Source organism: Bergeriella denitrificans NBRC 102155 (assembly GCF_001592185.1).
Lineage (GTDB): Bacteria > Pseudomonadota > Gammaproteobacteria > Burkholderiales > Neisseriaceae > Neisseria > Neisseria denitrificans.
Genome location: NZ_BCWL01000005.1, coordinates 1 through 23,074, shown reverse-complemented (window position 1 = coordinate 23,074; position 23,074 = coordinate 1). Strand labels below are relative to the sequence as shown.

Annotated in this window: 17 protein-coding genes; 10 read left to right on the top strand and 7 right to left on the bottom strand. The window is 55.9% G+C overall.

Going from position 1 to position 23,074, the window contains the following annotated elements; genetic code table 11:
• Nucleotides 1-30: 30 nt before the first annotated feature.
• The 7 genes from BDE01S_RS01325 (at nt 31) to BDE01S_RS01295 (ending at nt 6,959) form a co-directional block, all read left to right on the top strand.
• Nucleotides 31-1,485 (top strand): efflux transporter outer membrane subunit, encoded by a 1,455-nt coding sequence (locus tag BDE01S_RS01325; protein ID WP_066076245.1) that lies wholly within the window; start codon nt 31-33, stop codon nt 1,483-1,485.
• Between the two features lie 177 nt (nt 1,486-1,662).
• Nucleotides 1,663-2,475, top strand: coding sequence for an amino acid ABC transporter substrate-binding protein (locus BDE01S_RS01320; protein WP_066076242.1), 813 nt, complete (start codon nt 1,663-1,665; stop codon nt 2,473-2,475).
• Complete coding sequence (locus BDE01S_RS01315) at nt 2,465-3,181, top strand: amino acid ABC transporter permease (protein WP_066076237.1); 717 nt, start codon at nt 2,465-2,467, stop codon at nt 3,179-3,181. Before BDE01S_RS01320 ends, BDE01S_RS01315 begins: the two co-directional genes overlap by 11 nt.
• Nucleotides 3,182-3,190: 9 nt before the next feature.
• Nucleotides 3,191-3,940, top strand: a complete 750-nt coding sequence (locus tag BDE01S_RS01310; RefSeq protein ID WP_066076234.1) for an amino acid ABC transporter ATP-binding protein — start codon at nt 3,191-3,193, stop codon at nt 3,938-3,940.
• A 499-nt stretch (nt 3,941-4,439) separates the two neighbouring features.
• Nucleotides 4,440-5,537 (top strand): 5-methyltetrahydropteroyltriglutamate--homocysteine S-methyltransferase, encoded by a 1,098-nt coding sequence (locus tag BDE01S_RS01305; protein ID WP_066076231.1) that lies wholly within the window; start codon nt 4,440-4,442, stop codon nt 5,535-5,537.
• Between the two features lie 160 nt (nt 5,538-5,697).
• A complete protein-coding gene (locus BDE01S_RS01300; RefSeq protein ID WP_066076228.1) occupies nt 5,698-6,606 on the top strand; it encodes a DMT family transporter in 909 nt (302 codons plus the stop codon).
• Nucleotides 6,603-6,959: a SpoIIAA family protein gene (locus BDE01S_RS01295; RefSeq protein ID WP_066076226.1), complete on the top strand. Its 357-nt coding sequence runs from the start codon at nt 6,603-6,605 to the stop codon at nt 6,957-6,959. The genes BDE01S_RS01300 and BDE01S_RS01295 overlap by 4 nt, the downstream gene beginning before the upstream one ends.
• 223 nt (nt 6,960-7,182) lie before the next feature.
• Here BDE01S_RS01295 and BDE01S_RS01290 read toward each other — a convergent pair whose 3' ends face one another.
• The 4 genes from BDE01S_RS01290 to BDE01S_RS01275 form a co-directional block, all read right to left on the bottom strand.
• Nucleotides 7,183-7,548, bottom strand: coding sequence for a rhodanese-like domain-containing protein (locus BDE01S_RS01290; protein ID WP_066076265.1), 366 nt, complete (start codon nt 7,546-7,548; stop codon nt 7,183-7,185).
• A gap of 113 nt (nt 7,549-7,661) precedes the next feature.
• The gene (locus BDE01S_RS01285; RefSeq protein WP_066076223.1) at nt 7,662-9,068 is read right to left on the bottom strand and encodes a dihydrolipoyl dehydrogenase; all 1,407 of its coding nucleotides are present in this window, start codon (nt 9,066-9,068) and stop codon (nt 7,662-7,664) included.
• 257 nt (nt 9,069-9,325) lie between these two features.
• Nucleotides 9,326-10,060 carry a glutathione peroxidase gene (locus tag BDE01S_RS01280; protein WP_066076220.1) on the bottom strand — a complete coding sequence of 245 codons (735 nt, stop codon included), beginning with the start codon at nt 10,058-10,060 and terminating at the stop codon, nt 9,326-9,328.
• A 163-nt stretch (nt 10,061-10,223) separates the two neighbouring features.
• Nucleotides 10,224-11,438, bottom strand: coding sequence for a pyridoxal phosphate-dependent aminotransferase (locus BDE01S_RS01275; protein ID WP_066076218.1), 1,215 nt, complete (start codon nt 11,436-11,438; stop codon nt 10,224-10,226).
• Between the two features lie 296 nt (nt 11,439-11,734).
• On the opposite strand from BDE01S_RS01275, the gene BDE01S_RS01270 reads away from it, so the two are divergent.
• Entirely contained in the window at nt 11,735-12,298 is a 564-nt protein-coding gene (locus BDE01S_RS01270) for a YceI family protein (protein WP_066076217.1), read from the top strand.
• 711 nt (nt 12,299-13,009) lie between these two features.
• Nucleotides 13,010-16,414: a transcription-repair coupling factor gene (gene mfd, locus BDE01S_RS01265; protein ID WP_066076214.1), complete on the top strand. Its 3,405-nt coding sequence runs from the start codon at nt 13,010-13,012 to the stop codon at nt 16,412-16,414.
• 99 nt (nt 16,415-16,513) lie between these two features.
• On the opposite strand, the gene BDE01S_RS01260 is transcribed toward mfd, so the two are convergent.
• From BDE01S_RS01260 to uvrB, 3 genes are all read right to left on the bottom strand, one after another.
• Nucleotides 16,514-17,944, bottom strand: coding sequence for an acyl-CoA dehydrogenase family protein (locus tag BDE01S_RS01260; RefSeq protein WP_115225350.1), 1,431 nt, complete (start codon nt 17,942-17,944; stop codon nt 16,514-16,516).
• A 191-nt stretch (nt 17,945-18,135) separates the two neighbouring features.
• Nucleotides 18,136-19,575: a hypothetical protein gene (locus tag BDE01S_RS01255; protein ID WP_066076211.1), complete on the bottom strand. Its 1,440-nt coding sequence runs from the start codon at nt 19,573-19,575 to the stop codon at nt 18,136-18,138.
• A 295-nt stretch (nt 19,576-19,870) separates the two neighbouring features.
• Nucleotides 19,871-21,904: an excinuclease ABC subunit UvrB gene (gene uvrB, locus BDE01S_RS01250; RefSeq protein WP_066076208.1), complete on the bottom strand. Its 2,034-nt coding sequence runs from the start codon at nt 21,902-21,904 to the stop codon at nt 19,871-19,873.
• Between the two features lie 409 nt (nt 21,905-22,313).
• Here uvrB and aqpZ point away from each other — a divergent pair, with 409 nt between their 5' ends.
• Nucleotides 22,314-23,009 carry an aquaporin Z gene (gene aqpZ / locus BDE01S_RS01245; protein ID WP_066076205.1) on the top strand — a complete coding sequence of 232 codons (696 nt, stop codon included), beginning with the start codon at nt 22,314-22,316 and terminating at the stop codon, nt 23,007-23,009.
• The last annotated feature ends 65 nt before the right edge of the window (nt 23,010-23,074 follow it).

Sequence of the window (23,074 nt, the reverse complement as noted above, 5' to 3'; positions counted from 1 at the left end):
GAAATCAGAAAACCGATAAAGGAAATTGAAATGAAATCCAAGCAAAGCATCATTCTCTGCACCGCCGCCCTGCTCGCGCTTTGCGCCTGCCAAAGCACGGATATACCGTTAAACAGCACCGTCGCCGTGCCGCAAGCGTTCAGTCAGGCCGAAGCCGCACGCGGCGGCAGCGAAATCGCGCAATGGTGGCAAAACTGGCACGACCCCGTATTAAGCCGCCTCATCGAGCAAGGCTTGGCGCAGGGCTACGATGTCCAAATCGCCGTCAGCCGCCTAAACGAAGCCCGCGCCCTCAGCCGCGCCGCCGTTGCCGGTTTGGGGCCGACGGTCGGTTTGAGCGGCAGCGGCGGCATCGTGCGCGGCAATGCCGATAATCCTTTGAGCGAAAGTGTGCGCAGCCGGCTCGCGCAAAATCCGCAAACCGCCGCATTGGGCGGCAGCGGCCATGACATCAAGAGCAATCATCTGGTTGGCGGCCTGACCGTTTCGTGGGAACCCGATATTTTCGGCCAAAAACGCAGCGATGCCGATGCCGCCTATTACGCCGCACTCGGGCAGCAGGAGCAGGTATACGGCGCGCAAATGCTGGTGGCGGGCGACATTGCCGACAACTATTTCAAAGCCCGCGCCGCCCAAAGCCGTCTGAAAACCGCCGACCATACCGTCGCCACCCTGAAGCGCATGGTGCAGTATGTGGAGGGGCGGTTTAAGGCGGGGCACGTCAGCGGTTATGAAGTGAACGAAGCCAAAGTGCGCCTCACCGCCGCCGAAGCGAAACGCGCCACCATCCAGGCCGAATACGATGCTTATGTGCGCAGCATTGCCGTATTGACCGGACAAGTGCCGCAGGATTTCACTTTGCCCGCTTCGCCCATCGACGTATTGGCGCAGCAGCCCGCCGCCCCGGGCGGGCAAACGCCGCAGGGCATGATCGAACGCCGCCCCGATTTGCGCGCCTATGCCGCCCAAGTCAACGCCTACGCCGCCCGTCTCGCCGGTGCCAAAGCCGATTTGCTGCCGCGTTTCACCATTAATTTTATGGGACAAGGCGGGCGTATCGAGGTTGACGGCGACAGCGCCGTCAAAGGCTGGGCGAGTTTATTAAGCGTCGGCATCCAAATGCCGATTTTCACCAACGGCCGCATCAAAGCCAATATCGCCGCCGCCGATGCCCGCCTTCAGACGGCCTTGCTGCAATACGACAGGCAGCTTCTGACCGCCTTGGGCGAAACCGACAGCGCTTATCAAAGCGTAACCGCGCTGGATCGGCAAACCGGCCTGCTGCAAACCGCCTACCAACAGGCCGCACGGCACGCCGCCGACACGGAAAAACTGTTCCGCAACGACTACAAAACGCTGGATGACGCACTCACCGCCCGCCTCAACGAAGACCAAACCCGCGAAAACCTGATTCAAGCGCAACTCGCACGCGCGCAGATGACGGTGTCGCTGTATAAAGCGCTCGGCGGGGGTTGGGGGCGGTAGACAGGTGTTCGGATAACAACCGCGCCGTCTGAGGGCTGGCCGTCTGAAAGCAGCAATCTGTTTTCAGACGGCCTTTGTCATGCTTGTCCGCTATAAGCAGTATAAGCAAACATTCTTTGTCTTTCAGCCGCATATCCCTTAGAATACGCGCTTTGTTGTTTTTTAAGGAAGTTTATCATGTTGAAAAAATTCGTACTCGGCGGCCTCGCCGCTTTGGTACTGGCGGCCTGCGGCGGCAGCGAAGGCGGCGCAGGCCAAGCGGCCAATCCTCAGGGCGGCTCGCTGATTGAGCGCATCAATAATAAAGGTACGATCACCGTCGGCACGGAAGGCACTTACGCGCCGTTTACCTACCACGACGAATCCGGCAAGCTGACCGGCTATGATGTGGAAGTAACCCGCGCGGTGGCCGACAAGCTGGGCATTACCGTTGAATTTAAAGAAACCCAATGGGATGCGATGCTGGCTGGTTTGAAAGCGGAACGTTTCGATGCCGTAGCCAACCAAGTCGGCCTGACCACGCCCGAGCGCCAAGCGACGTTCGACCGTTCCGAGCCTTACAGCTGGAGCGGCGCGGTATTGGTGGCGCGTAAAGACAGCAATATCAAGTCTATCGACGACATCGCCGGCATCAAAGCCGCGCAATCGCTGACCAGTAACTACGGCGAGCTGGCGACTGCGGCCAAAGCCGAAATCGTACCGGTGGACGGCCTGGCGCAATCGCTGACGCTGGTCGAGCAGAAACGCGCCGAAGTGACACTGAACGACGAGCTGGCGGTATTGGATTACCTGAAGAAAAACCCGAATGCCGGCGTGAAAATCGTTTGGTCTGCCCCGGCCGAGCAGAAAGTCGGCTCCGGCCTGATTGTCAACAAAGGCAATGAAGAAGCCGTAGCCCAGTTCAGCCGCGCCATCGACGAGCTGAAAGCCGACGGCACTCTGAAAAAATTAGGCGAACAATTCTTCGGAAAAGACATCAGTGTTAAATGATTTTCTGGCTTCTCTGCCGTTTATGACTGAAGCACGCGCCGATTTGGTTATCGGCGCGTTTTGGCCTATGGTTAAAGCCGGCTTTCTGGTTTCCGTGCCGCTGGCGGTGGCCTCGTTTCTCATCGGCATGGTGATTGCCGTGGCTGTGGCGCTGCTGCGCGTGATGCCGCGCGGCGGCCTACTGCATCAAACCGCGCTGGCGCTGGCCAAAGTCTATATTTCCGCCATACGCGGCACGCCGATTCTGGTGCAGATTTCGATTGTGTTTTACGGCCTGCCCGCCATCGGCGTGTACATCGATCCGATACCGGCCGCGATTATCGGCTTCTCGCTCAACGTCGGCGCCTATGCTTCCGAAACCATACGCGCGGCGATTTTGTCCGTACCCAAAGGGCAATGGGAAGCCGGTTTCTCCATCGGCATGACCTATATGCAGACTTTCCGCCGCATCATCGCGCCGCAGGCATTCCGCGTGTCCGTGCCGCCTTTGAGCAACGAATTTATCGGCCTGTTCAAAAACACCTCGCTGGCTGCGGTGGTGACCGTCACCGAGCTTTTCCGCGTGGCGATGGAATCGGCCAACCGCGCTTACGACTTCCTGCCCGTCTATATCGAGGCGGCGGTGGTCTATTGGTGCTTCTGCTGGGTGCTGTTTTTCATTCAGGCGAAAATCGAAAAACGCTTCGACCGCTATGTGGCGAAATAAGGAGGCCGTATGATTACCATCCGCAATATCCGCAAAACCTTCGGCGGCAATACCATCTTGCGCGGCATTGATTTGGACATCGCCAAAGGCCGCGTCGTGGTGATTTTAGGGCCATCCGGCTCGGGCAAAACCACCCTGCTGCGCTGCCTGAACGCGCTGGAAATGCCCGAACAGGGCTCAATCGGCTTCGACGGCGACACGCCTTTGCACATTGATTTCGCCCGACACCCCGGCAAAGCGGACATCCTCGCGCTGCGCCGCAAATCCGGCATGGTGTTTCAGCAATATAATCTCTTTCCGCACAAAACTGCGCTGGAAAACGTGATGGAAGGGCCGGTCGCCGTGCAGCGCAGACCCGCCGCCCAAGCCGAGGCCGAAGCCCGCGCCCTGCTGGAAAAAGTCGGCCTGGGCGACAAAACCGATCTCTACCCTTTCCAGCTCTCCGGCGGCCAGCAGCAGCGTGTCGGCATCGCCCGCGCCCTGGCCATCCGCCCCGAGCTGATGCTGTTTGACGAACCGACCTCCGCGCTCGACCCCGAACTGGTGCAGGACGTATTGGACACCATGAAGGCTCTGGCACGCGAAGGCTGGACCATGATTGTCGTAACCCACGAAATCAAGTTTGCCATGGAAGCCGCCGATGTCGTCGTCGTGATGGACGGCGGCGTGGTGGTGGAGCAAGGCGCGCCGCAGGAATTGTTTGACAATCCGAAACACGAGCGCACCCGCAGCTTCTTGCAGCAGATTCGCGGCAAATAAAGCCGTCTGAAAAATAAGGCCGTCTGAAAAATCGTGATTTTTCAGACGGCTTTTTTATGCACCAAACGGCTTTTGAACATAGGTTTTATAGTCATTTTATAAATCATTCATATAAACTCGAAATAAGCCATTCAGAGAAAGCAAGAAATACCAATAAAGTAGGACGGGCATCCTTGCCCGTCGCTTTGCCACAGGCAGAGAGAATGGATTAATCAAAGGTTTATCGCACACTATGTTATCGCATGCTATGAATGAGCGACGGGCAAGGATGCCCGTCCTACAATCATATCCCTACCCACCGAAACGTGAATATTTTGAATAAGCAAGCCGCAGAAATTTCATCTCCGCCGCGCTACCGCAGCCGGGCAGTTTCCTTTATACTTGGTACACAGATTATTCAAACCTTATCGGTCGGCAACACGGCATCCGCCACGCGGTTTGCCACCGACCCGCCCGATACCGTTTGCACCACCACAACTTTTTATTCAGAGGTGATTACATGAGCCAAGCCCTGCCCCTGCACGCCGATACCGTCGGCAGCTACCTGCGTACCGAGCCCTTGAAACAAGCCCGCGCCGACTTTGCCGAAGGCAAAATCAGCCGCGAAGAGCTGACCCGCGTTGAAGACCAGGAAATTGCCAAACTGGTGGAAGACCAGCTGGCCGCAGGCATTCAAGTGATTACCGACGGCGAATTCCGCCGCGCGTTCTGGCACATCGACTTTTTGGAAAATCTCAACGGCATCGAAGGCTACGCACCGGAACACGGTTACAAGTTCAACGGCGTGGAAACCAAAGCCTACAACACCCGCTGCTGCGGCAAAGTTTCCTGGAACCCGGCGCATCCCTTTATCGAGCATTTCAAAAAGCTGGATAAAATCGTGGCCGGCCGCGGCGTGGTTAAATACACCATCCCCAGCCCGAACCAATTAATGTATCCCGTACAATGGGATACCGGCGTGTACGCCACCCGCGCCGAATTCGCCAAAGACGTGCAGCAAGCCTACATCGACTGCATCAAAGCCTTCTACGAAGCCGGCTGCCGCTACCTGCAATTCGACGACGTTTATTGGGGTTCGCTGTGCAACAACCACGAGAAACCCGAATTCGCCGCCGATAAAGCGCAGGCTCTGGAAAACATCCAAGTTATTCTGGCGCAAAAACCGGCCGACATGATTATCACCACCCACGTCTGCCGAGGCAATTTCCGCTCCACCTACCTGCTCAGCGGCGCATACGACCCCGTTGCCCCCGAGCTGTTCGGCCAAACCGCTTACGACGGCTATTTCCTGGAATACGACAACGAGCGCAGCGGCGGCTTCGAGCCTTTGAAATATTTCAACGACAACCCGCACAAAGGCCGCGTCGTTTTGGGTCTGGTGACTTCCAAATTCCCCGAATTGGAAGACAAAGCCGCCATCAAAGCGCGCATTGCCGAAGCCGCAGCGATTGTACCTCTGGAACAACTGGCCCTCAGCCCGCAATGCGGCTTCGCCTCCACTGAAGAAGGCAACATCATGACCGAAGCCGAACAATGGGCGAAAGTACGCCTGGTAGAAGAAATCGCTGCCGATGTATGGGGCGAAGACGCCGTATAATCCCCGTTATTAGTCAAACTTAAATCCTGCTACGGCGTTGGATCGCCTTGTAGCAGAATTGAATTTCGCCGACTATACAATAAAAGGCCGTCTGAAAGCTGCGACTTTCAGACGGCCTTTGTTATAATATTAACCAATTTCCCGATGATTTAAGCGATTTATGTCTTCCCCTACCCATCAAGACCCGCTCGGCGCCGGCTGGATGATTCTCGCCGCGCTGGGTTTTACCCTGATGAACCTCTGCATCAAAGCCGCCGCGCAGAAATTCGGCTTCGGCAGCGGCGAGTTGGTATTCTGGCGCATGGGCTTTGCCGCCCTGTTTCTCGGCATCATGGCCAAAGCGCGCGGCGACACCTTTGCCACGCCGCATTGGAAAACCCACCTCAACCGCAGCATCATCGGCTCGGCCGCCATGCTCTGCCTGTTTTACTCGATTACCCACCTGCCGCTGGCGACGGGCGTGACCCTCAGCTATACCTCGTCCATCTTTTTGGCGGTGTTTTCCTTTCTGTTTTTCAAAGAACGCATCGCGCCCTACACCCAAGCGGTATTGGTCTTCGGCTTTTCCGGCGTGGTATTGCTGCTCAATCCCTCGTTTCAGGGCGGGCAGGAATGGGCGGCGCTGCTGGGGCTGGCCGGCGGCGCCATGTCGGGCTGGGCGTATTTAAAAGTGCGCGAACTCTCCCTGCTGGGCGAGCCGGGCTGGCGGGTGGTGTTTTACCTTTCCGTGGTCGGCATGGTGATGGCCGCAGTATGGGCCACACTCACCGGCTGGCACGCGCTCTCCTGGGAAGCCGTGCCCTACCTGCTGGCCGTGGGCTTGAGCGCGATGGTGGCGCAGCTCTGCATGACCCGCGCCTACAAAGTCGGCAACAAATTCACCGTCGCCTCCCTCTCCTACCTGACCGTCGTCTTCTCCGCGCTCTCGGGGATGCTGCTTCTGGGCGACAAAATCACTTGGCAGGAAGCAGCCGGCATGGTTATCATTGTGGCGGCAGGCGTATTGAGCAGCATACAGCCTCGGCAATTCAAAACGTTCTTCCTCAAACACACAAGGAGCAAATCATGATTTCCATCAGAGAGCAGTCTTACGGTTTGAACGTAGCCTTATACAATGAATTTACACTGGAAGATTTCCGCGAGCTGGAGCAGGCGCTGCTGGCGGCCAAACGGCGCGTCCACCTGCCCGACGTCTTGCTGGATTTATCGATGCTGAAAGATTTTACGCTGGATATGGCGGTCGAGCAGATTAAGTTTCTCAACGAACACGCAGACGACTTCGGCCGCATCGCCATCGCCACCGACGATATCTGGATTAAACTCGCCTCCCGCCTGTCCAACCTGATTACCCGCCAGCATCCCAAATATTTCGACAACGCCGCCGAAGCCCAAGCCTGGCTGCTGGCCGGGAATTTGAAATAAAGCCGGTTTATCACGCAGTAAAAAAGCCGTCTGAAAACGGAGCAATCCATTTTCAGACGGCTTTTTTCGGCTCTGCGCCGTGATACTCACACACGTCTAGCTGTAGGACGGGCATCCCTGCCCGTCGCTTTGCCGTAAGGCAAAGCAACTGGCTCAATAAATAGAATGAGCGACGGGCAAGGATGCCCGTCCTACTTCATGCAAGTTACACCTGCCCCGCAGACTAGCGGATACCCTTAGCCACCAAATCCTGATAACCGCCGTGGTTGGTTACGCGGGTATAGCCTGCTTTTTGCAGAATCTGCAAAGCGGCTTCCGCGCGGCGGCCGCTGCGGCAGTAGAGATTGACCGGTGCGTTTTTATCCGGGCTGACGCTGCGGATGCGTTCGGCGATTTGGTCCACCGGAATATTCACTGCGCCTTGGATATGCCCTTCGGCAAATTCTTCGGGCGAGCGCACGTCAATCCAAATGCCTTTGGCTTTCACCGCCTGCTTACCCGCGACTGCTGCGGGCTTCTCTGCCGATTGGGCGGCAACAGGAGACAGCATGGCGGCTGACAATACCAACAATCCCATCAGTTTTTTCATCATAATACCTCCTTGGTCGGGAAAACGCATACGGCCGCCGAGCCAGTTTCTCAGCGGTCAACGGAACGGAAAAGCCGTCTGAAAACGGGTATTTTCAGACGGCCGGGCTGCCGTTAGGCAGATTGTAATTTGGCATTCACATCGCGTAAAGCGGTACGCAGGCCTTCTTCAATCACAGGGTGGTAGAAAGGCATATCCAGCATTTGCGGTACGGTCATCTTCATTTGATGCGCCCAAGCCAGCAGATGCGCCAGATGCTCGGCAGCCGGGCCGACAATCTCTGCACCCAGGAACAGGCCGGTGCCCTGCTCGGCATACACGCGCATATGGCCTTTGTTCACCAGCATCACGCGGCTGCGGCCTTGGTTGCGGAAAGAAACTTCGCCGCATACGAAGTTTTCGGCAGCGTAACGCTCGGTGACTTGGGCGTAGCGCAGGCCGATGGATGCGATTTGCGGGCTGGTGAACACCACGCCGATGGTGCTGCGGCGCAGGCCGCCGGCGATGTTCGGGAAGCGGCCGGCATTGTCGCCCGCAATCTTGCCCTGGTCGGCAGCTTCATGCAGCAGCGGCAGCTGGTTGGAAGCGTCGCCTGCGATAAAGATATGCGGAATGCTGGTTTGCATGGTCAGCGGGTCGGCTACGGGTACACCGCGTGCGTCGCGCTCGATGTCGAGGTTTTCCAGGCCGATGTTGTCCACATTCGGGCGGCGGCCGATGGCGGCCAGCAGGTAGTCGGCGGTAAAGACGCCGCTCTCGCCGCCTTGCGTCCATTTGATTTCCACGCGGCCTTCGTCGTTCAGCTTGACTTCGGTTTCTGCATCCAGATGCAGCGCCAGCTCTTCGCCGAATACGGTTTTGGCTTCTTCCAAGACAACGGGGTCGGAAATGCCGCCCAAGAGGCCGCCTTTACCGAAGATTTCTACTTTCACGCCCAAGCGGTGCAGCGCCTGGCCGAGTTCCAAACCGATAACGCCCGGGCCGAACACGGCTACGCTTTCGGGCAGCGTATCCCAAGAGAAAACGTCGTCGTTGACAATCAGGCGATCGCCCAATGCTTCCCAAGCCGGCACAATCACGGGGCGCGAGCCGGTGGCAATCACGAAGCGCTTGGCGGTAATCTGCGTGTGATCGTCGATTTGCACGGTATGCGCGTCGATGAATTTGGCGCTGCCCATAATGCGCTTGTCGGCCGGCCATTCTTCTACATCGCTGACCACGAAGCCGACGAAGCGGTCGCGCTCGGATTTGACGCGGTTCATCACTTCTTCGCCGTTGACTTGGATGCTGTCTTTATCCAGATGCACGCCGAAAGGATCGGTATGCAGCGCGTGGTGGCGCGCTTCCGCTGCGGCAATCAGCAGCTTGGAAGGCATACAGCCGACGCGGGCGCAGGTTGTACCGAATACATGGCTTTCAATCAGGTAAACATTGTCGGTATGCAGGCGGGCATTGCGGAATGCGCCCATACCGGCCGTACCGCCGCCGATGACCACTACGTCTGCTTGGATTTGTTTCATCATAAGTCCTTTCTGGATGCGCCGCCCGTGCACGCTCCGGCGTGCCGGTTTTCAGACGGCAATTCGCGTTTCATAACGCATTTATTGAATTTGACAATCGGGCGCGCCGATTGAAATATAGAGCCATTCGGGTAATCCAGCTTATCGGTAAGCTGCATTACCCGAATAACTCTATCGCTATTCGGGAGCCGTCTGAAAACGGGTTTTCAGACGGCCCGATACGGTATCCGCCGAAGCGGAATCAGGCCGTTATCGAATTATTTGGCAAAGTAAGCTTCCAGCTCTTCGCTGCCGCCGATGTATTGGCCGCCGATGAAGACTTGGGGAGCAGAAGTTTTGCCGGTAATCGCGCGTACGGAAGTCACGGAAGCGTCGCGACCCAATACGATTTCTTCGTAGGCCAGACCTTTTTCAGCCAACAGGGCTTTGGCTTTCGCGCAGAATTGGCAGCCCGGTTTGGTGATGATGGATACTGAAGGTTGGTCTTTCCACTCAGGATCAACGAATTTCAGCATGGTGTCGGCATCGGATACTTCAAACGGATCGCCTTCTTTTTCCGGCTCGATGAACATTTTTTCGATTTTGCCGTCGTTCACGATCATAGAGTAGCGCCAAGAGCGGTCACCGAAGCCCAGTTGCTCTTTAGACACCAGCATGCCCATGCCGCGGGTGAAGTCGCAGTTGCCGTCAGGTACAACGGTGATGTTTTCGGCTTCTTGGTCGGCCAACCAAGCGTTCATCACGAAAGTATCGTTTACAGATACGCACAGGATGCTGTCGAAACCGCGGGCGAAGAATTCTTTAGCCAATTCGTTGTAGCGCGGCAGGTGGGTTGAAGAGCAAGTCGGGGTAAACGCGCCCGGCAGAGAGAATACGGCTACTTTTTTGCCTTTGAACAAATCATCGGTAGAAACGTCTTTCCAAGCGTCGCCTTGGCGGGTGTGGAATACGACGTTAGGTACTTGTTGACCGGTACGATCTACGAAAGCCATGTTAAGCTCCTTCAATATTAAAGTGAGGGTTGAAAATCAATATGCGGATTCTAGCGCAGGCAAAGCGATTTGTATAATTTACAGTTCAAATAATCTTCATAATCCCGGGCTATCGAGCCGCCCTTACCGCAGAATATGGGCGCAGGCGGTACGATTTCAAGAGTTACTGGCGGTATTGGCTCAAGAAACGCGCCAGTTTCTCCATCGCTTCTTCGATTTGGTGCACATAAGGCAGCGTCACGATGCGGAAGTGGTCAGGCTTAATCCAGTTGAAGCCCGAGCCCTGCACCAGCAAGACTTTTTCCTGCACCAGCAGGTCATAGACCATTTTGGTATCGTCGCTGATGCCGTACATTTCCGTATCGATTTTGGGGAACATATACAGCGCGCCCATAGGCTTGACGCAGGAAATGCCGGGGATTTGTGTCAGCAGCTCGTAGGCGCGGTTGCGCTGCTCCAAAAGGCGGCCTCCGGGCAGGATAAACTCGTTGATGCTCTGATAGCCGCCCAAGGCCGTCTGAATGGCGTGCTGCATGGGCGTGGTGGCACACAGGCGCATCGATGCCAGCATATCCAGCCCCTCGATATAGCCTGCCGCACGCTGCTTCGGCCCGTTAAGCACCATCCAGCCCTGGCGGAAGCCCGCCACGCGGTAGGATTTGGACAGGCCGTTAAACGTGACCGTCAGCAAATCGGGCGCCAGTGCGGCGATGTGGTGATGCACCGCGCCGTCGTAGAGAATTTTGTCGTAAATTTCATCGGCAAAGATAATCAGGCCGTGCTTGCGCGCCAGCTCGACGATTTCCAGCAGGATTTCTTTGCTGTACACCGCGCCAGTGGGGTTGTTCGGATTAATCACCACAATGGCTTTGGTGCGCGGCGTGATTTTGGCTTCCATATCGGCCAAATTCGGAAACCAGTCGTTTTCTTCGTCGCACAAATAATGGCGCACATTGCCTCCCGCCAGCGTGGCCGCCGCCGTCCATAAAGGATAATCGGGCGCGGGAATTAAAATTTCGTCGCCGTCGTTGAGCAGCGCCTGCATCGACATGGTAATCAGCTCGGATACGCCGTTGCCGATATACACATCGTCCACCGTCATCTCGCGGATGCCCTTAGTTTGGTAATAATGCACGATGGCCTTACGCGCCGAATACAGCCCTTTGGAATCGCAATAGCCCTGCGAAGTCGGCAGATTGCGGATTACGTCAACCAAAATCTCATCGGGCGCTTCAAAGCCGAACGGCGCAGGGTTACCGATATTCAGCTTTAAAATTTTGTGCCCCTCTTCTTCAAGGCGCATCGCTTCTTTATGGACGGGCCCGCGGATGTCGTAGCAGACATGGTCCAATTTTTGTGATTTGGCAATGCAGTCCATTCTTTTTTCCTCTGTTTACGGCGTCGTCAAAATAAAGGTTAAATGTACCCTGTTTGCAGGCCGATGGAAAGAGCGGCACGCATATTTTTATCACGTATTCCGATAAAAAATCGATAGTCGGCCGCGCCCGATGCCGTCTGAAAATACTACCAACGCCGCCATCATCAACCCACAGGAAACGCTGCTTCAACCCGCAGCAAACCATTTCGCCAAAATCCTATGCTAAAATCGACACTTACCTTAATTTTTCGGGACAAGCGCCCGCTTTCTTCCCTTTCTTTCTACAAGGACAAATCATGAAAAAAATCATTCTGACCGCCCTGTTTGCCGCAGCGGCCGCAAGCGCATCCGCCGCTTCCTACAAAATCGACCCCTTCCACACCAACGCCCGCTTCGCCATCGACCACTTCGCCACCAGCACCAACGTCGGCGGCTTCTTCGGCTTAAACGGCAATATGACCTTCGACAAAGCCAAGCGTCAGGGTGCCATCGACCTGAGCATTCCGGTCAACTCGCTGCAATCCAGCTCGCCGCAGTTTACCGAGCACCTGCTCTCCGCCGACCTGTTTAACGCAGCACAATACCCCACCATGCGCTTCGTATCCACCAAATTCAACTACAACGGCAAAAAACTGGTATCGGTTGACGGCCAACTGACCCTACTGGGCAAAACCCATCCCGTGAAGCTGAAAGCCGACAAATTCAACTGCTACAACAGCCCGATGGCCAAAGCCGAAGTCTGCGGCGGCGACTTCTCCGCCACCATCGACCGCAGCAAATGGGGCATGGACTATCTGATCAGCGCCGGCATGACCAAAAACGTCAAGCTCAATATCCAAGTGGAAGCCGTGAAACAATAAGCCTTTCCGGATAAGAAAAGCCGTCTGAAAACACGCGGGCAAGCAGCCTTGGCGTATTTTTCAGACGGCTTTTTTTACTTTATAGACGAATTTGAAGACTGGCAGAAAGAAGCAACCCGCCAGATTAAGGCGGGTTATGCGAGAGGGGTTTGATTTATTTGTCTGTAATAATGATATAGAGGCTATAAAAGAATCCGATGATGCTGCCGATGATACAGCTTAACGCATAAACAACATATGCTACTACTACACAGCCAATCAAGAAAGCAAGCATAGCACCCTCCCAACCCCATAAAACTGATGAAATAAGAATACATTATGTCTGCCTAATTAGCAATAGTCATCAAGGCTTCCGCCGTTGTCGGAGCGGCTCAAACCGCACTGGCCGCGCTGGGCGGCTCGACGCGTGCGCTGACCCAAAGTATCCGGCAGGCGGAAGCGGCTACCGCGCAACTGAAGCGCAGATTGGAAAACCCTGCCGCCGGTGCGCAGGTGGACAGGTTGAAACGCTCGTATGACGGCTTGAACCGGACTATGATAGATTTCCTGTCTGCATCATCAACGCATACGGCAGGCCAACCGTAAATCCTGATGCTATTAACATACAACCAAACTTCCCCGCCCGCCCCTGAAAACCCGCATCAAATCTGTTAAAATTCCCGCTGTTACCGTTTTCCGCTGCCCATACACCGGCACACTTCCCGCCACACTATGAATTACCCGCTTCCCGCCCCCGCCCAAAAATCCCGCTGGCTCAACCTGTCGCGCGGCTCGCTGCCGCTGGCTTTGGCGCGCCACCTGCCGCACAAGCAGCTGAAAATCGTTCTGACCCAAGACACCGAGCAGGCGCTGAGATTGCAGACGGCCTGGCAGTTTTTCCGTCCGCACGACACCGCCGTATTTCTGCCCGATTGGGAAACGCTGCCCTACGAGCGTTTTTCGCCGCACCATGATTTGGTCTCGGAGCGGCTGTCGGCCTTGTGGCAAATCCGCAGCGGCGCGGCCGATGTGGCCTTTATCCCCGTTGCCACCGCCATGCAGCAGCTTGCGCCGGCGGCTTTTCTGGCCGGACGCACGTTTTGGCTGAAAGCCGGGCAGACGCTGGATTTGGATACGCTGAAAACCGATTTGGTCGAGGCGGGCTACAGCCATGTGTCCAATGTGGTTGCCGCCGGCGAGTTTGCCGTGCGCGGCGGCATTGTCGATCTGTACCCCATGGGTGCGGACGCGCCCTACCGCCTGGATTTGTTTGACGACGAAATCGACAGCATCAAAATCTTCGACCCCGACAGCCAGCGCACCGTCTCACCCGTATCCGAAATCCGCCTACTGCCCGCGCACGAGTTCCCCACCGATGCCGAGGCGCAAAAAATCTTCCGCGCCCGCTTCCGCGAGGAAATTGACGGCGATTACAACGCGGCAGCGGTGTATCAGGCTGTGAGCAACGGCCATTTCGGCGCGGGCGTGGAATACTATCTGCCGCTCTTTTTTGAAAACGGCTTGGAAACGCTGTTTGACTATATCGGCGAAAACGCGTTGTTTGTGTGCATGGGTGATGTCCACGCCGAAGCCCGCCGCTTTGCCGCCGATGTGAAATCGCGCTACACCATGGCGCAGGGCGACGAAACCTACCCGCCTTTGCTTCCGCAGCATTTGTATCTCTCACCCGACCAGTTTGCAGGCCGTCTGAAAACCTATCCGCAGGTATGGCCGGAATTGGACGACAGCCACGCCCTGCCCGACGTGGCCGTCGACCGCCAGGCCGAAGCGCCGCTGCAGGCCTTGCAGGATTTTCAGACGGCCTTCGGCGGGCGCATCCTGATTTGCGCCGAAAGCCTCGGCCGCCGCGAAACCATGCTGGGCTTTATGCAGCAGCACGGCATCCGCCCCAAGCCCGTGTCCGACTGGCAGGGCTTTTTGTCGGCACACGAGCCGCTGATGATTACCGTATCGCCGCTGGCCTACGGTTTCCGGTTGGCGGAACAGCACATCACCGTCATCACCGAATCCGACCTTTACCAATACGTTGCCAAATCCCGCAAAACCCAACGCCGCAAAAAGCACGCCCAAGTTTCAGACGGCCTGCTGCGCGACTTGGCCGAAATCAATATCGGCGACCCCGTTGTACACGAAGAACACGGCATCGGCCGCTACATGGGCTTGGTTACGATGGATTTGGGCGGCGAGCCGTCTGAAATGATGCTGCTCGAATACGCGGGCGAAGCGCAGCTTTATGTACCTGTTTCGCAATTACATTTAATCAGCCGCTACTCCGGCCAGGCGCATGAAAACGTGCAGCTGCACCGCCTGGGCAGCGCTTCTTGGAACAAAGCCAAGCGCAAGGCCGCCGAAAAAGCGCGCGACACCGCCGCCGAACTGCTCAATCTCTACGCCCGCCGCGCCGCACAGGAGGGCCATACCTTCACGTTCAACGAAGACGACTACCGCGCATTTTCAGACGGCTTCGGCTATGAAGAAACCGAAGACCAAGCCGCCGCGATTGCTGCCGTGATTAAAGATTTGACCCAAGCCAAGCCGATGGACAGGCTGGTTTGCGGCGATGTCGGCTTCGGCAAAACCGAAGTCGCCCTGCGCGCCGCATTTGTGGCCGTGATGGGCGGCAAGCAGGTCGCCGTACTCGCCCCGACCACGCTTCTGGTGGAGCAGCACGCGCAAAACTTTGCCGACCGCTTTGCCGACTTCCCTGTCAAAGTCGCCGCCCTGTCGCGCTTCAACAGCAGCAAAGCCACCACGCAAACCCTCGCCGGCATGGCCGACGGCACAGTCGATATCGTCATCGGCACGCACAAGCTGGTGCAAGACGACATCCAATTCAAAAACTTAGGCTTAGTCATTATCGACGAAGAACACCGCTTCGGCGTGCGCCAGAAAGAGCAGCTCAAACGCCTGCGCGCCAACGTCGATATCCTCACCATGACCGCCACCCCGATTCCGCGCACCCTCAGCATGGCGCTGGAAGGTCTGCGCGATTTCTCGCTGATTACCACCGCCCCAAGCCGCCGCCTGGCCGTCAAAACCTTCGTCAAACCCTTTAGCGAAGGCAGCGTACGCGAAGCCGTATTGCGCGAACTTAAGCGCGGCGGGCAATTGTTTTTCCTACACAACGAAGTCGATACCATCGCCAATATGCACGAACGGCTCGAGCAGCTGCTCCCCGAAGCCCGCATCGGCGTGGCACACGGCCAGCTGCGCGAGCGCGAGTTGGAGCAAGTGATGCGCGACTTTTTGCAGCAACGGTTTAACGTCTTACTCTGCTCCACCATCATCGAAACCGGCATCGACATCCCCAATGCCAACACCATCATCATCAACCGCGCCGACAAATTCGGCCTTGCCCAGCTGCACCAGCTGCGCGGGCGCGTCGGCCGCAGCCACCACCAAGCCTACGCCTACCTGCTCACCCCCGAATTTATCACCAAAGACGCAGAAAAACGCCTCGACGCCATCGCCTCCGCCGACGAACTCGGCGCCGGCTTCACCCTCGCCATGCAGGATTTGGAAATCCGCGGCGCAGGCGAAATTCTCGGCGAAGGCCAAAGCGGCGAAATGATACAGGTCGGCTTCACGCTCTACACCGAAATGCTCAAACAGGCCGTGCGCGACCTCAAAAAAGGCCGCCAGCCCGATCTCGACGCCCCGCTGGGCGTCACTACCGAAATCAAACTGCACAGCCCCGCCCTGCTGCCCGAAGACTACTGCCCCGACATCCACGAGCGGCTCGTACTCTACAAACGCCTCGCCACCTGCGAAACCGTGCAGCAAATCAACGCCGTACACGAAGAGCTGGTCGACCGCTTCGGCCTGCCCGCCCAACCCGTGAAAACCCTGCTCGAAAGCCACCGCCTGCGACTGGCCGCCAAAGCACTCGGCATCACCGCCATAGACGCCACCGCCGAAGCCCTGACCCTGACCTTCGGTAAACACACCCAAATCGAACCGGCCGACATCATCCTGCTGATGCAAAGCCACAAAAACTACCGCTTCGCCGGCGCCGACAAACTGCGCGTGGAAATACCCATGGAAGACGTAGAAACACGGATTAAAAACGCACACGCCGTGATGGCAAAGCTGAAAGGCAACTTGCCGTCTGAATAATGGGTGTAAAAAAGCCGTCTGAAAATCAGCATGGATTTTCAGACGGCTTTTTTCATCATGCCAGACGCTGAAGCCCCGGCTTTACGCCGATAATTGGCTCTATCCGCAATACGCGCAATCGAGTATGTCTTTACGGATGCCTTTTAAGACGAAACGGGCGGCTTCGTCCGACTGTGCCTGTACGTACACAAACAGGCGGGCGATGATTTTACCGGCGAATACTTTTTTCAGGGCGCAGGTACAGCCCAGGGTGTGTTGCGCCAAAAAGTCTGCTACGTCTTGCGGCAAGGTGCGCTCCGGCAGGGCGACGGCGCTGAAGCGGATATCCGACTGCAAGCGTGCCAGCAGGGTTTGGTTTTTGTCCAGCTTCACACCGGCTTCTTTTTCTGCTGCGGTGGCACGGGTAAACTGGTCGTAAATTTCTGCATACAGCATATCGTTCGGCCCTTCGAAAATGGTGAACGGGCGGAAGTCGATGGCGATGTTGCTGGCGGGGTGGCCGCGCTCGAAGCCTTTGGCGCCGAGCAGCTTTTGCAGCATCTGCGCGGCTTCGTAGGTATATTCCGTTGCCAGGGTTTTGATGATGTTCGCTTCCATCAGCTGGTGGGCGACGGGGGCTTCCGGCGAAACATGGCGGCAGGTAAAGTCGTACAGCACCTGCGATACTTGGTAGCGCCGTGCGATTTCGCTGCGTTCGTATTCAACGAATTTGATGTCGCTGCGCGAGAATTTTTCCGTATTGGCAACGATGTATTCCATAATGCCGTGGGTCATGCCCACCAGCTGCAGGCGGCTGCGGATGAAGATGTTTTGAAACGCGCGCAAACCGGCGGCATCGCTGTCCGAGAGTTTCATTACTGCTGAAGCCGGCATTTCCGTATCGATGCGGTTGACTGCGTAGCGCACTGCCCGCAAGCCTTCCGAGCGCAGGGCCTCGTAGGTGATGTATTGTTTGGGCACGAGCAGCAGGTTAATGGTTTTCGAGAGCTTGCCGTTTTTGCGCTCTTTGGCCGCCACCAGCAGGAAATCGCTTTGCGAGTTGCCCTGCCAGTATTTGGCGGCGCGGACATAAACCGTATCTTCGGCGGTATATTCGTAATACGACTGCATTTCCCGCGCGATGGCCGCGCCCGAGGTTTCCGGCTCGGTTACGGCCAGGCCGCCGCCCTCGCCGTTGAAAATCCAATCCAGCCCCTGCGCAATCTGCGCGTCGTTGCCGAACTCCTGCAAAGGCTGCAACACCAGCGCGCCTTCGATACCGGTACGCAGGGTAACGGGTACGCCGTAATGCCCGGCAATCCGCAAGACTTCCTGAATTTCAAACTGGCTGGCCTTACGCCCGCCGTGCCGCTCGTCCAGAAAAGGCAGCAGCAGCCCCGCTTCTTTCAAAGCCAGCCATTTGTCTTCCGGCAGGTATTCCATCAGGTTGAGGCCGTCTGAAAAAATGCGTGCGAACGCCGCTTCGATGTGCTGTAAAAAAGCAGCCGTATCCATATCGCGCGGCTGCGTTGCTGATGCTGAATGTGCCATATATCCTCTTGTCGGATTTATTTTAGAGTTTAGAGCCGAATACCTAATTTATATCATACAATCGGAAAAGCAGCAATCGGGAGCGTTGGGAAAATAAAGCCGTCTGAAAAATGTGTTTTTTTCAGACGGCTTTGCATTGGGAAAACGCGTGCGTGGCTTTCGCCACACACCCTACACGCAGGCTACGCTTGCTAAAACACCTTATTACCCAAATCGCGAGCGAAATTTTTTCCTGCGCGATGGTCGCTGCTGGTTTTGGAGGCCGTACCCTGATAGCGGTTATCGTCGGCAAACGTAAAACGGTGATGCTTTCCATCTTCCGAATGAGCAAAACCTATACGCTTCAAACCGTTTAAAATCTTCGGGGTCAGATGGGTGTAATCGTTGAATAACTTTTTCAACTCATTCCGCTTATGCAGACGTAAATCTTCGTCCATGCGGTTGGCGGCAATCAAATCACTCAAAATATCCGCCTGACGGCTTCCTGCTGCCGCGCCCCGCTCCAGCTGGTTTTCCAGCGCTTCAAGCACGAAACTTCTGATTTCACCGTCATATAAATCCTGCTCTACCCCCGTATTCAATATCCCGCCCGACCGACCAAACTGCGAAGCCGACAATCTGCGGATTTCCGCTTCCAAGCGCGCGATTTCCTGATTGGCTTCCGCCAAATGTGCTTCCTTGATTTTTAATTCGTTGTCGAAGGCATCGATATACTCCTGTACCGTGGCATCCTGCCCGGCCGCTTCGTAATGATTTTTCTTCAACTGCGCCAAACGCTGCTTGGACAAGCTGTCTTTCAAATGCAGCCAGCTGCAGATGCTCGTTTGGCGACGATTGACCAGTGAGCGGATAATATCTTCCCTAATCTTATCTTTCAAAGCCCGCTCATCGGCCAACACTTCGGATAAAAAGTAAGACTTCCGTTCACTACCCCGCGCCCAATACACGCCAATGCTGCCGCCATACACATTTCGGGCATCCGTCAGCTGCTTGAGACGCACGGAAAACGACCGCCCCGGCTCGACCACCACATGCGCCAGCCCCGCCAAGTCCTGAGCCAGTAGCTTCGGATCCACCGCGTAACCACCCTCGCCAAATCCACAGCTGACATATACTATCGGCAGAATATTGCAACCCTCGCCCCGTATCAAAGCCGCAGCAATAGCCTCGTCGCCATCGGCCAATCCGATTGCCTTGTCGGATACGGGAATTTCCCCGTCCATGCCGCCGCCATAGTTCGCCAGAAGCTGCTTCACAAAATAAGGCTTTTTGGCCTTAGGCAGATGCATCGAGGCATCCGGCAGCCCGCAGCTCAGCTGCACACTGACCAAATGCCGTCCGCTGCTCTGAGAAGACACAATCGTTGTGACCCACTGCCGCCCTTCTTCGTCTTTGCGCGTAAATTTCAGCCCGCCGATTTCAAAGTCCGAGTCTGCCAGATGTACATAGCCGAACTCCGCTTTTTCTCCCTCAGCTTCCACCACTGATTCCGGGCTGTGCCAAATCTCATCGAAATGGTGCTTCTGCAAACGGTAATGGCGGCTTCCGTAAATCCATTCACACCCCAAATCCAAAATCTGCCTGACCGTCAAATGCTCAGGCAGCGGCAGCTCAATCGAATAAATCAACATCTCAACTTTTCCTTATCATCATTATCGCGGCACATCACGGCAGCTTACGGTCTATCTTACCATATCGGCACTGCACAGTCGGGCAACGGCCAAATACAAAGCCGTCTGAAAATTGCAGTTTTCAGACGGCTTTGAAAACAATGTGTAGGGTGGGCAGTTTATTGCCCACCAAGTTGGCATGACAGGAAGTTCAAGGGGGTGGGCAAACGAGTTGCCCACCCTACGCTTGCTTCATCATTTATTGTCATAATTTATCCTGCTCATTGCTTTAAATTTTCAAACAAACGACCTTAACTCACTCACTCCCAAACAACAACCCTTCCTTAATCCCCCGAATCTTATCCCGCAACACCGCTGCCTCTTCAAACTGCAAATCCCTGGCCGCCTGCTGCATTTGTTTCTCCAAGCGCGCGATTTCTTTGATGGCGTCTTCTTCGCTGTGGATTTCGCCGATTTTCACGCCTTTGCCTTTTTTCAGACGGCCTTTGCCGCCGGTGCCGTCTTCTTCGTGGTACACGCCGTCGATGATGTCTTTGACCTGTTTTTTGATTTGTTGGGGGATGATGCCGTGTTCTTCATTAAATTTAATCTGTTTTTCGCGGCGGCGTTCGGTTTCGTCGATGGCGGCGCGCATGGAGTCGGTGATTTTGTCGGCGTACAGAATCGCTACGCCGTGTACGTTTCGTGCGGCGCGGCCTATGGTTTGGATGAGGCTGCGGTGGGAGCGCAGGAAGCCTTCTTTGTCGGCGTCCAAAATCGCCACCAATGATACTTCGGGAATGTCCAAGCCTTCGCGCAACAGGTTGATGCCCACCAAAACATCAAATAATCCCAAACGCAAATCCCGAATAATTTCAACACGTTCTACCGTATCGATATCGCTGTGCAGGTAGCGCACTTTGATGCCGAGTTCGCTGTAATAGTCGGTGAGCTGTTCGGCCATGCGTTTGGTAAGGGTGGTGACGAGTACGCGCTCGTTTTTGGCGATGCGGTCGTTGATTTCGCTGAGTAAGTCGTCCACTTGGGTGGCGACGGGACGGATGATGATTTCGGGGTCGACGAGGCCGGTGGGGCGCACGACTTGTTCGACTATTTGGCCGGCGTGTTCTTCTTCGTATTTGGCGGGGGTGGCGGAGACGAAGATGGTTTGCGGCATGATTTTTTCGAACTCGTGGAATTTGAGCGGGCGGTTGTCGCGGGCGGAAGGCAGCCTGAAACCGTAATCGACGAGGTTTTGTTTGCGCGAGGCGTCGCCTTTGTACATGCCGCCGATTTGGGTGACGGTAACGTGGCTTTCGTCGATGAACATGATGGCATTGTCGGGCAGGTAGTCCATCAGCGTGGGCGGGGGTTCGCCTTCTTTTTTGCCGGAAAAGTGGCGGGAGTAGTTTTCGATGCCTTTGCAGAAGCCCATTTCGTAGAGCATTTCGAGGTCGAAGCGGGTGCGCTGTTCGATGCGCTGCTGCTCGACGGGGCGGTTTTCGCGGGCGAAAAATTCGATGCGCTCGCGCAGCTCGGCTTTGATGGATTCGCAGGCGCGCAATACGGTGTCGCGCGGGGTAACGTAGTGGCTGCCGGGGAAGACGGTGAAACGGCCGACGCGCTGGATAACGGCGCCGGTGAGCGGGTCGAAAAGGTCGAGGCGGTCGATTTCGTCGTCGAACAGGCTGATGCGCAGGGCGTTGTCGGAGCTTTCGGCGGGGTACACGTCGATGACGTCGCCGCGCACGCGGAAGGAGCCGCGTTTGAAATCCGTTTCGCCGCGGTCGTATTGCATGGAAACAAGGATTTTGATGATGTCGCGCTGGTCGATGGTGTCGCCCTCTTTGACGGAAAGCACCATTTGCCGGTATTCGCTGGGATCGCCGATACCGTAAATCGCGGAGACGGTGGCAACGATGACGACATCGTTGCGCGTCATCAGGTTTTTGGTGGCGGAAAGGCGCATTTGTTCGATGTGTTCGTTAATCGCGGAATCTTTTTCGATAAACAGATCGCGGCTGGGCACATAGGCTTCGGGCTGGTAGTAATCGTAGTAGGACACGAAATATTCCACCGCATTTTCGGGGAAAAATTCGCGCATTTCGGCATAAAGCTGGGCGGCCAGGGTTTTGTTGTGCGCCATGATGATGGCGGGGCGGCCGCTTTGGGCAATGACGTTGGCCATGGTATAGGTTTTGCCCGAGCCGGTTACGCCGAGCAGGGTTTGGTAGGCGAGGCCGTCTGAAAGCCCTTCGAGCAATCCGGCAATCGCGGCGGGCTGGTCGCCGGCGGGAGGAAAGGGTTGGTGGAGTTTGAAGGGGGAGTTTTCGTATTGGATGACTTGCATTTCAGACGGCCTTGCGCTTTGAAAATCAAATAATAGAAATATGGTAGCAGATACGGGGATTTAAAGGCCGTCTGAAAATCATGGCTGCCTGCAGGATAAAAGTGATGATGATATCCGCCTGCTTTGGCTGCGGATTTTGTTAATTTATGATTGTTTTAATTTGAACAACTTAGCCTAAGCGCCGCTATTCTGTTGCCGTTAATACAATTTCCCTTTAATTGGGTTAGCCGCTGCAAAAGCAGGTAAAGTCATTCGCCAAACATGCGGAAACCTTCTTACCATGCCGCGCATGGTAACTTTCGACCTTTGACGGCCACTTGCGGAGCATGAAGGGCTTGGCTGCGGTTTGCCGCCCTGCCCCATGCTTTTTTCTTGGCCAACAATATTAATAATTAGGAAAAATTTTAAAATGAAAAAATATTTTGCCGAATTTTTCGGCACTTTCTGGCTGGTGCTGGGCGGCTGCGGCAGCGCAGTTTTGGCTGCGGCTTATCCCGAGCTCGGTATCGGCTTTGCCGGCGTGGCTTTGGCCTTCGGTTTGACCGTATTGACCATGGCTTTTGCCGTCGGCCATATTTCCGGCGGCCACTTCAACCCTGCGGTATCGCTGGGTTTGTTTGTCGGCGGCCGTTTCAGCGGTAAAGATTTGCTGCCCTACATCGTTGCGCAAGTCATCGGCGCGATTGCCGCTGCGGGCGTATTGTATGTTATCGCTTCCGGCAAGGCGGGCTTCGACGCCGCGGCCTCCGGTTTTGCCAGCAACGGCTACGGCGAACACTCGCCAAACGGCTATGATTTGATGTCTGCACTGGTGATTGAAGTTGTCTTAACCGCGTTCTTCCTGATCATCATCATGGGCGCGACCAGTAAACGTGCTCCGGCCGGCTTCGCCCCGATTGCCATCGGCTTGGCGCTGACGCTGATTCACTTAATCTCCATTCCCGTCACCAACACCTCGGTCAACCCCGCCCGCTCGACCGGCGTGGCCTTATTCCAAGGCGGCTGGGCAGTCGGACAATTATGGCTCTTCTGGGTCGCTCCGCTCATCGGCGGCGCAATCGGTGCGGCTATTTACCGTTTTGTTCTCTCAAACGACGACGAATAATGATTAGGGTCTGTTGACAATTCGTCACGCGGTCGTTTTTTGGTCAAAAACCGACTTCGCAGACG

Coding starts and splice junctions, on each gene's coding strand:
- BDE01S_RS01325 (WP_066076245.1), top strand. CDS start 31: ATGAAATCCAAGCAAAGCATCATTCTCTGCACCGCCGCCCTGCTCGCG.
- BDE01S_RS01320 (WP_066076242.1), top strand. CDS start 1,663: ATGTTGAAAAAATTCGTACTCGGCGGCCTCGCCGCTTTGGTACTGGCG.
- BDE01S_RS01310 (WP_066076234.1), top strand. CDS start 3,191: ATGATTACCATCCGCAATATCCGCAAAACCTTCGGCGGCAATACCATC.
- BDE01S_RS01305 (WP_066076231.1), top strand. CDS start 4,440: ATGAGCCAAGCCCTGCCCCTGCACGCCGATACCGTCGGCAGCTACCTG.
- BDE01S_RS01300 (WP_066076228.1), top strand. CDS start 5,698: ATGTCTTCCCCTACCCATCAAGACCCGCTCGGCGCCGGCTGGATGATT.
- BDE01S_RS01295 (WP_066076226.1), top strand. CDS start 6,603: ATGATTTCCATCAGAGAGCAGTCTTACGGTTTGAACGTAGCCTTATAC.
- BDE01S_RS01290 (WP_066076265.1), bottom strand. CDS start 7,548: ATGAAAAAACTGATGGGATTGTTGGTATTGTCAGCCGCCATGCTGTCT.
- BDE01S_RS01285 (WP_066076223.1), bottom strand. CDS start 9,068: ATGAAACAAATCCAAGCAGACGTAGTGGTCATCGGCGGCGGTACGGCC.
- BDE01S_RS01280 (WP_066076220.1), bottom strand. CDS start 10,060: ATGGCTTTCGTAGATCGTACCGGTCAACAAGTACCTAACGTCGTATTC.
- BDE01S_RS01275 (WP_066076218.1), bottom strand. CDS start 11,438: ATGGACTGCATTGCCAAATCACAAAAATTGGACCATGTCTGCTACGAC.
- BDE01S_RS01270 (WP_066076217.1), top strand. CDS start 11,735: ATGAAAAAAATCATTCTGACCGCCCTGTTTGCCGCAGCGGCCGCAAGC.
- mfd (WP_066076214.1), top strand. CDS start 13,010: ATGAATTACCCGCTTCCCGCCCCCGCCCAAAAATCCCGCTGGCTCAAC.
- BDE01S_RS01260 (WP_115225350.1), bottom strand. CDS start 17,944: ATGGCACATTCAGCATCAGCAACGCAGCCGCGCGATATGGATACGGCT.
- BDE01S_RS01255 (WP_066076211.1), bottom strand. CDS start 19,575: ATGTTGATTTATTCGATTGAGCTGCCGCTGCCTGAGCATTTGACGGTC.
- uvrB (WP_066076208.1), bottom strand. CDS start 21,904: ATGCAAGTCATCCAATACGAAAACTCCCCCTTCAAACTCCACCAACCC.
- aqpZ (WP_066076205.1), top strand. CDS start 22,314: ATGAAAAAATATTTTGCCGAATTTTTCGGCACTTTCTGGCTGGTGCTG.